This is a genomic window from Candidatus Darwinibacter acetoxidans (genome assembly GCF_041936445.1).
Taxonomy (GTDB): Bacteria; Bacillota; Limnochordia; order Darwinibacteriales; family Darwinibacteriaceae; genus DTU010.
Genome location: NZ_JBHGXH010000207.1, coordinates 1 through 7,544, shown reverse-complemented (window position 1 = coordinate 7,544; position 7,544 = coordinate 1). Strand labels below are relative to the sequence as shown.

Sequence of the window (7,544 nt, the reverse complement as noted above, 5' to 3'; positions counted from 1 at the left end):
ATGCGCGCTCGTGGTTCGGTCTTTGGTGGCGAATGTATCGCCAGGATCGCCAGACGGTCGGATCGATGCCCCATGAACGGCATCCGCCCAGCGGTGGTGGACACGCGCTTCACGGTTTGTTGTAGTCACGGCAATCTAAATCGGCCCCGCAAAGCTGAGCGAAGGCGGGACAATGTTGACCAAGCTCACTTTCGCCTTCATTTGCTGTACTTGTTCTTACCCCGGCTTCGACCGCGTTTGCGCAGAGGCATCGGCAGATCGACTACCCTCATCACCGCGTCGACTTTCATTCAGTCCCTGCCCTGACCAACCCCCGCAATGCCAGCCAGTCCGCTCAAGACTGCAATGCCACATATAATGTGGTTCCGACTATGCGACTGGTTACGTCCTTCACCTTGGCCCTGATATTTCTGGGGCGCCGACACGAGGCCGAACTGGCGGGAGATGCAGGCGAGCGGAAAAAAATCAGGCACAACAGAAGGCACACGACTTTCTTACAGTAGGCGGCGGCAAAGAAATGCCCTGGATCAGCGATATATTGACGATAATAATCGGTATATTGTCGCTATCTGCGGCCGTTTCTCGTTCGATCCACGTCACTATGATTAGTTCCGTTGTCTGCGTCCTCGGATTGGCAGCCGCACTTTCACGCATCGTGGAAGTGATCCCAGATGGCGGTGGTGTGGATATGCTCATCCCGGCATCCGCCGCAGTATTCCTTGGTTCTCTTTTTTCAGCACACATATATTGGTTGCTTCGCGAGGAGCGCGAGAAAGAAGCTGCGCGCGAGAAAACAGATCCTTTGGATCGCGACATAGCGACCGTCATTCCCCGCCTTCGCGAGCCCCGCTGAGTGCGGTCCCGGCGAAGGCGCCACTTGTGAAGGTGGAACCCGAGTACGGCGACGCCGCCGGTCGGTCAGCTACCTGCGCACAATCCGTGCACTTCCTATTTCGAACTGCTTCTTTCAGCTTGGCAAGGTCTTCGTCCATTTGAAGCTGGCAGCCTTATGCTGCTGCGGATAATCCCCTAAGCCATCAGAACCACGCAACCCTGCGCAGGTTGATCGAGAGCCAGTCATGTTCAGGTCAAAGGTTTTTCGGGGGAGGTGATGAACGGGTGCCCTCCACTCTAGCGAACGAACTCGTCGACCGTGCCTGTTCACGCGCGAGGCGATCGAGGAGCGTCGACGGCTGCGAGCTGCACCGGATCTATGGACCGGCAGCGTTTCATCGCGCGCCGGAGTTTTGAGCAGACGGTCTTCGCTGATCCCTGTTCTCCGGCGATCGCGAGGACGGATAGGGGCCGCCTGCTCGTAGCGCCCCTAATAGCCCGGTGCGCCGAGACCTTTTTTTTTAATTATTATCGTCAGCATCGTCTGCGCGTTGCGCCCATTGTAAAACGCCTTCAAGATTGTCGCGCATGAACACCGACAATTATGGCGATGGTGACCCGAGGCTCGCCGTCATGCCTTCCCTCCCAGCCCAACATGCGCGAGCTGGGAGTGCGCTCGCTTCTCTTTGGTGATGTACGCGAGCAACTCCTGGAAAAAGTTTCGTCGCTTTGAACACTTTCTAAAGGTTTTTGTCGGACCCCTATTGGAGAATAATCTAGTCTTATGTGAGCCATGCAATTATGAGTGTGCCTGTTCGAGTTTCTCCGTGGCTGGCTTTGTCTGCCGGCATAATGCTTACTGCATGCAGTTCGGTCGACAGCCCCACCGACTTCACGAACAGTTTTTCTTCTCTAGGCAGCCTGACGAAGAGCCCACGATGACCGCATAGTTCTCAACAAAGATTGTCTCCGGGAAATTCGGAGCAATTTACCTTCGTATAACTCCTTCCTCTCTCAGGAAAATAGAGATTCAATTTGCTCCGCAACCCCCACTAATGCGACCTCCACCTGCTTCCGCGCTTTTCAACGTAACCGATGCCCGGAAACGGAATATGCATCCCCGCTCATGACCCGGTCGGTTGCCGCCATATCGAGACGTCGCATGCGCGCCTTTTGGATTGGATCATCCTTACCCATATGCATCCCGATCACATTGGCGGAGTGATCGATACATCCGGACCCGCAATGCGTGGACGCACGCCGGGTGGCGTCCGACGGCCTCGTTCGCCTGATGAATCTATTCGGCTCGGAATGTGACCCCAGTAAGCGACTGACATTAATGGTTACGGTACTGGTGACCCCGGCGCCGATCGGCGTCGGGACCCCGACGCCGAATAGCATCGGGAGCGATAGGGGGGCCGGAGGTCCTGACAATAGGTCGTTTGTTATTGCGTCGAAATCAGACCCCTTTCGGTCGCAACGATCCACCACTTGCCCCAACGCAGGATGTCCTCAATCTCCCCGAGTCCGGACACTTTATCTCCGCGCCTCACATTACGAATGCCATTCGGGCCTTCCAAGACGGCCGTTCCGGCGATGACGGTACGAACCGTCCAGCCCTTGATGGTCGCCGGCCTCGTGTCGGGTACAGCCATGGGCCGGGCCGAAAGCTTCGTCTGGTCCACCTCGGTTGGTGCTGGAGAGTCTGTGGTCTGCTTCGCCGGCAAAGAAACTGCAATTGGTGCTGGCGGGAGTGTGGTCTGCTTCGCCGGTAAAGAAACAGCGGTTGGTGCTGGAGGGAGTGTGGCCTGCTTGGGAGGTAACGGAACAGCCTTCACGTCTTGAGAGCCGCTACTGGTTGGAGCGGCGTTATCTAGCTGATCATGTGTTGATCGGGCGAACCACCCAAGCCCAAGGCTAAGTCCCAATAACACCGAGCCTGCGATGATCGCTATGGGGTATCGTTTTGGCCGCGAATACGCGGCACCCAGAAGATCGGCCCGGTCCTGGCTATCAATCCGTATTTCGCCATCCCATACCGCTGCGGGTGAAGTCGCGCTAATTTGGTCGATTAGCGGAGATTCCGGGCGCGGTTTTGGAAACTCCTCGGCAGGGACCCGTAAGATGCGTTTGGCTCGATGGGGGGCGTTCCCAGCCGCCTCCAAGCCACTTGGTTGTGTAGCTTCCTGTGAACTCAGGTCATAAACCACGCAAGATCCCCCAAACTCACGTTGAGCAAGTTTTGCTCGCGACACTTGCTCGGCTTCGAGCCTTTGGCCAGCGTGTCCCAGCCGTGCTTGCCCGAGGATCCTTTGACAGACCTGAACAGCGCCGGAGGTTAGCCGCACGGCCAGAGCGCATTGCCCATCTGTGCATGCGCAACTCGACAGCTGCCGCTAATGCTCCCGGGAGCAATAAAGTGACCACGATCCCCGTAGCCAGAGGCCGCATCGGAGCTGAGCACGAAAAACGCGTAAACTTGCTTATTCGAATTGAGGTTAATGCTCGATTAATAAAATGATCGAAAACCTTCGTGGACGGAATTTATCCTACGACTCCACGACGGCAAACACCAAGGCTCGTTGGAATGGGGTTTGCGTCCTTTGGTTTGGGACCGACTGTATCTCGCCCGGCTTCGTCTTGACCAAATCCGGGTTCTCTAGGCGGCCCTGTCATCCCGGCTGGAAGCTATAGCTGGGACCATTCAGGGCCCGATGGGATTAGCACAGCCAAGATCGGGTTGAACTATCGGTTCAGCGGTCCGTTTGGTGGTGTTGCGGCATTTGTCGGGCCGTACTGAGCGTATCACCCTTGGCGCGCCCCCGAACGTTCGTCCTATAGCGCGCTCGGACCAAGGCGACTCGGACAGCCCAGCGATGACACGGGTGTGGGAAATGCAATCTGTTGCTCGGTAAACTTCGACTTCTTCTTCGGCCGAGCCGCCCTCCGCGGGTTCGAGCCTAGCCGGCTCTCTCACTCAGAATGGCCTAACGTCTCGGGAGGGGCCACTTCTCGGGAGGAACCCACCGGTTCGATCGAGGGCGATGGTAATGTCCTTCTTTGCTCGAAAAACCTGGCGACTGGCGGCAACAATCTCAAGCCAAGCCATCTTGCGGCCGAAGCGAACCGGCGACGTTTCTACGCTTTCTCGCTAAAGTAACTCTTAGCACGCGGCAGTACGAGCTATGCGCGGAAGTTGGTGACGGCGTAAAGGGATAAGGCGGCGTATCGTGGGGGTGTTCGAGCCTCCACTTCTCCACCGAAGGAATGATACGCCGTGACCGAGACTAACGTTTTCCAGCTTTCCCAGCCAGTGACCTTTGCCGATTCGCTCACCGAAGTTTTGCGTGAGGGCGCGCGTGCGCTGCTTGCGCGAGCGGTCGAGGCCGAGGTAGCGGATTTTCTCGCCCGCCACGCCGATTGCACGACCAAAGACGGTCAGCGGCGGATCGTGCGGCACGGACATTTGCCCGAGCGCTCGATCATGACCGGCATCGGCCCGGTGACGGTGCGCCAGCCGCGCGTGCGCGACCGCGCGGGCGACGCAGGTGAGCGCATCCGGTTCAGCCCGAACATCCTGCCGCGTTATGCGCGGCGGACGAAGAGCCTCGAAGCGTTGATCCCGATCCTCTACCTGAAAGGCGTCTCGACCGGCGACTTCGAGGAGGCGCTGGCGGCGTTGGTCGGCGCAGATGCGCCGGGCCTGTCGGCTTCGACCATCGCCCGCCTCAAGGACGCGTGGAGCGCGGAGCACGACCGCTGGCGCAAGCGCGATCTATCGAACAAACGATACGTCTACTGGTGGGTCGACGGCATCTATCTGGAGGCGCGTCTTGAGGATCAGGCGCAATGCATTCTCGTGATCATCGGCGCGACGCCCGAGGGCAAGAAGGAGCTGGTCGGCTTCGCCGACGGCGTGCGCGAGAGCGCCCAATCCTGGCGCGACCTCTTGCTCGACCTCAAGCGGCGCGGCCTTTCGACGGCGCCGCAGCTTGCGGTCGCCGACGGCGCGCTCGGCTTCTGGAAGGCGCTCGGCGAGATATGGCCTTCGACGCGCGAGCAGCGGTGCTGGGTGCACAAGACGGCGAACGTCCTCAACAAGCTGCCGAAGAGCCTGCACGGCAAGGCCAAGCGCGCGCTGCAGGACATCTGGATGGCTGAAACGAAGAAGGAGGCCGTCGCCGCCTTCGACGCCTTCGCGGAAAGCTACGCTCCGAAATACGAGAAGGCGGTCGAATGCCTGACCAAAGATCGCGAGGCGCTGCTCGCCTTCTTCGACTTCCCCGCCGAACATTGGAAGCACTTGCGCAGCACGAATCCGATCGAAAGCACGTTCGCGACCGTGCGGCATCGCACGATCCGATCGAAAGGCTGCCTCTCCAACAAGACGGCGCTTGCGATGGTCTTCAAGCTCATCGAGGCCGCGCAGAAGAGCTGGCGTTGCCTCGATGGCCACAACCAGTTGCCAAAGCTGATCACAGGTGTGAAATTCGCCGACGGAATCGAGGTCGTCGCCCGATCGGCCGCGCCTCAAGCCAAAGCCGCCTGACCCATCAGGCCGTCAACAAAATTAGGCGATAGCTCACGGCAGTACTCTTCCAGGGCCCTATTCTCGGCCTCCAGTTTCGCAATCCGGCCTTCAAGTTCAGAACATATCTGCGAATAGTCGACCGCAATAATAGTATCGCGCATCGTTCACTACCACTATCTGATAAAAATGCACTGAGCCCCCCTCAGTGCGACTAACATCCACGCGTGTATTACCACTATATCACAATAATCGTTATAGACAACCTGTTTATGCAAGATTTCAGGCAATCAACCTATAGCCGTTTCTCCTGAAATTTCTTCAGCTTGGCGATCCCTGGAGGAGCTCCGATGGCTCTACTGAAGGGCGGTTGATGGCGCGGCGCGGGGGGAACTCGGGAAGGAGGAAGGAGCGCCGATGGCAATCCCGCAGAACGCAAACCAGCGTTGGAGCCGCGACGCGCTCACTCCGAACGAAGTTGCAACTCGGTCGAGAAGGGCACTAAGTGAATAGGGCTAGCTAAAAGATCTAACCTAAAGGCGGGACGAAACCCGAAGCAGGTCACTGAGTTCACCCACAATTTTTGTTTGTGTGTCAATAATTTGCTGGATACAATCTGCTTCTTCTGATAAATTACTTGTGGCCAATTCCTCTCGATTGTCCCTGGAGCAGTTAGACTGCAGACTCAACAATATTAACCTCCAGAATACTCAGAGCAGTTTATGTCGACTCTCTAAGTATGGTCTGGGCGCTTAGGGGTGGTGGTATTGAAACGGCACACGAGCGATGAGATCGCCGCAAAGCTTCGACAGGCGGACGACCTCGCGGCGTTGGGCCATGGCCAACGACAGATTGCGCGGGCCTTAGGCGTGAGCACGATGACATATCATCGTTGGCGAAAGCATTGTAGCAATCCTACTGACCGTTCCGGTGAAGGGCTATTGCCAAACAATATTTGCTTTAGCTAAGACTTAATCTGACGGTGGCAGCCTGGTCCACGGCACAATCAGAGCCGAGGCGGGGCGTGGAGCGGTCGGGGTGGCGAAGCGCCCCGCCTCGGCGGTTTGAAAGGACACCGTCATGACCACCGAACAGAAGATCATCCGCGCCAAGGTCGGATTGTTGGAGCTGGCCAAGCAACTCGGCAATGCGAGCCAAGCCTGCAAGATCATGGGCTACTCGCGCGACAGCTTTTACCGCTTCAAGGAACTCTACGACAAAGGCGGTGAGCTGGCCTTGCAGGAGATCAGCCGGCGCAAGCCGGTGCTGAAGAACCGGGTTGCCCCCGAGATCGAGGAGGCGATCGTCGAAACGGCGCTCGAGCAGCCTGCCTTCGGCCAGGTGCGGGTTGCCAACGAACTAAAGAAACGCGGGCTGACCGTGTCGCCCGCCGGCGTGCGCTGCGTGTGGCAGCGGCACGAGCTTGAAACCATGGCCAAGCGGCTCAAGGCACTGGAAGCCAAGAGCGCGCAGGACGGACTGGTACTGACCGAGGCGCAGGTTGTCGCGCTGGAAAAGGCCAAGACCGAAAAGGAGGCGCATGGCGAGTTCGAGAGCGAGCATCCCGGCTATTGCGGCGCGCAGGACACCTTCTATGTCGGAAACCTGAAAGGGGTCGGGCGGGTCTACCAGCAGACCTTCATCGACACCTACGCCAAGGTCGCCTTCGCCAAGCTGTATGATCGCAAGACGCCGATCACCGCGGCCGATCTGTTGAACGATCGTGTGATCCCGTTCTTCGACAGCCATGAGGTCAAGCTCATGCGGGTGCTGACCGATCGCGGCAGCGAATATTGCGGCAATCCGGAGCGGCACGAATACGAGCTCTATCTGGCGATCGAGGACGTCGACCACACGCGCACCAAGACCAAGAGCCCGCAGACAAACGGCATCTGCGAGCGCTTCCATAAGACCGCGCTCAATGAGTTCTACCGCGTGGCGTTCCGCAAGAAAGTCTACCGATCGCTAGCCGAGCTGCAGGCCGACCTCGATTCCTGGATCGTGGGATACAATGAAGCGCGTCCGCATCAAGGACGCTGGTGCTTCGGCAAAACGCCAATGCAGACCTTCCTTGACGCCTTGCCAATGACGAGGGAGAAAATGATCGCCGCCTGATCCGTCGGACACCGATACCCGATCGCTCACCAGGCGTCGTCTGTCAGATCGAGTCCAAGCTTCTACA

Annotated in this window: 5 protein-coding genes; all 5 read left to right on the top strand. The window is 58.2% G+C overall.

The window, feature by feature from the left end; translation table 11 throughout:
- Nucleotides 1-517 precede the first annotated feature (517 nt).
- The 5 genes from ACE4YL_RS07970 to ACE4YL_RS07950 all read left to right on the top strand — a co-directional run bounded on the left by ACE4YL_RS07970 (nt 518) and on the right by ACE4YL_RS07950 (nt 7,477).
- A complete protein-coding gene (locus ACE4YL_RS07970) occupies nt 518-853 on the top strand; it encodes a hypothetical protein (RefSeq protein WP_461369480.1) in 336 nt (111 codons plus the stop codon).
- Nucleotides 854-1,929: 1,076 nt separating this feature from the next.
- Nucleotides 1,930-2,151, top strand: a complete 222-nt coding sequence (locus ACE4YL_RS07965; protein WP_461369479.1) for an MBL fold metallo-hydrolase — start codon at nt 1,930-1,932, stop codon at nt 2,149-2,151.
- A 1,960-nt stretch (nt 2,152-4,111) separates the two neighbouring features.
- On the top strand, nt 4,112-5,383 hold the full coding sequence (locus ACE4YL_RS07960) for an IS256 family transposase (protein ID WP_461369478.1): 1,272 nt from the start codon (nt 4,112-4,114) through the stop codon (nt 5,381-5,383).
- 737 nt (nt 5,384-6,120) lie between these two features.
- A complete protein-coding gene (locus tag ACE4YL_RS07955; protein ID WP_461369477.1) occupies nt 6,121-6,330 on the top strand; it encodes a helix-turn-helix domain-containing protein in 210 nt (69 codons plus the stop codon).
- A gap of 112 nt (nt 6,331-6,442) precedes the next feature.
- Entirely contained in the window at nt 6,443-7,477 is a 1,035-nt protein-coding gene (locus ACE4YL_RS07950) for an IS481 family transposase (protein WP_461369476.1), read from the top strand.
- The last annotated feature ends 67 nt before the right edge of the window (nt 7,478-7,544 follow it).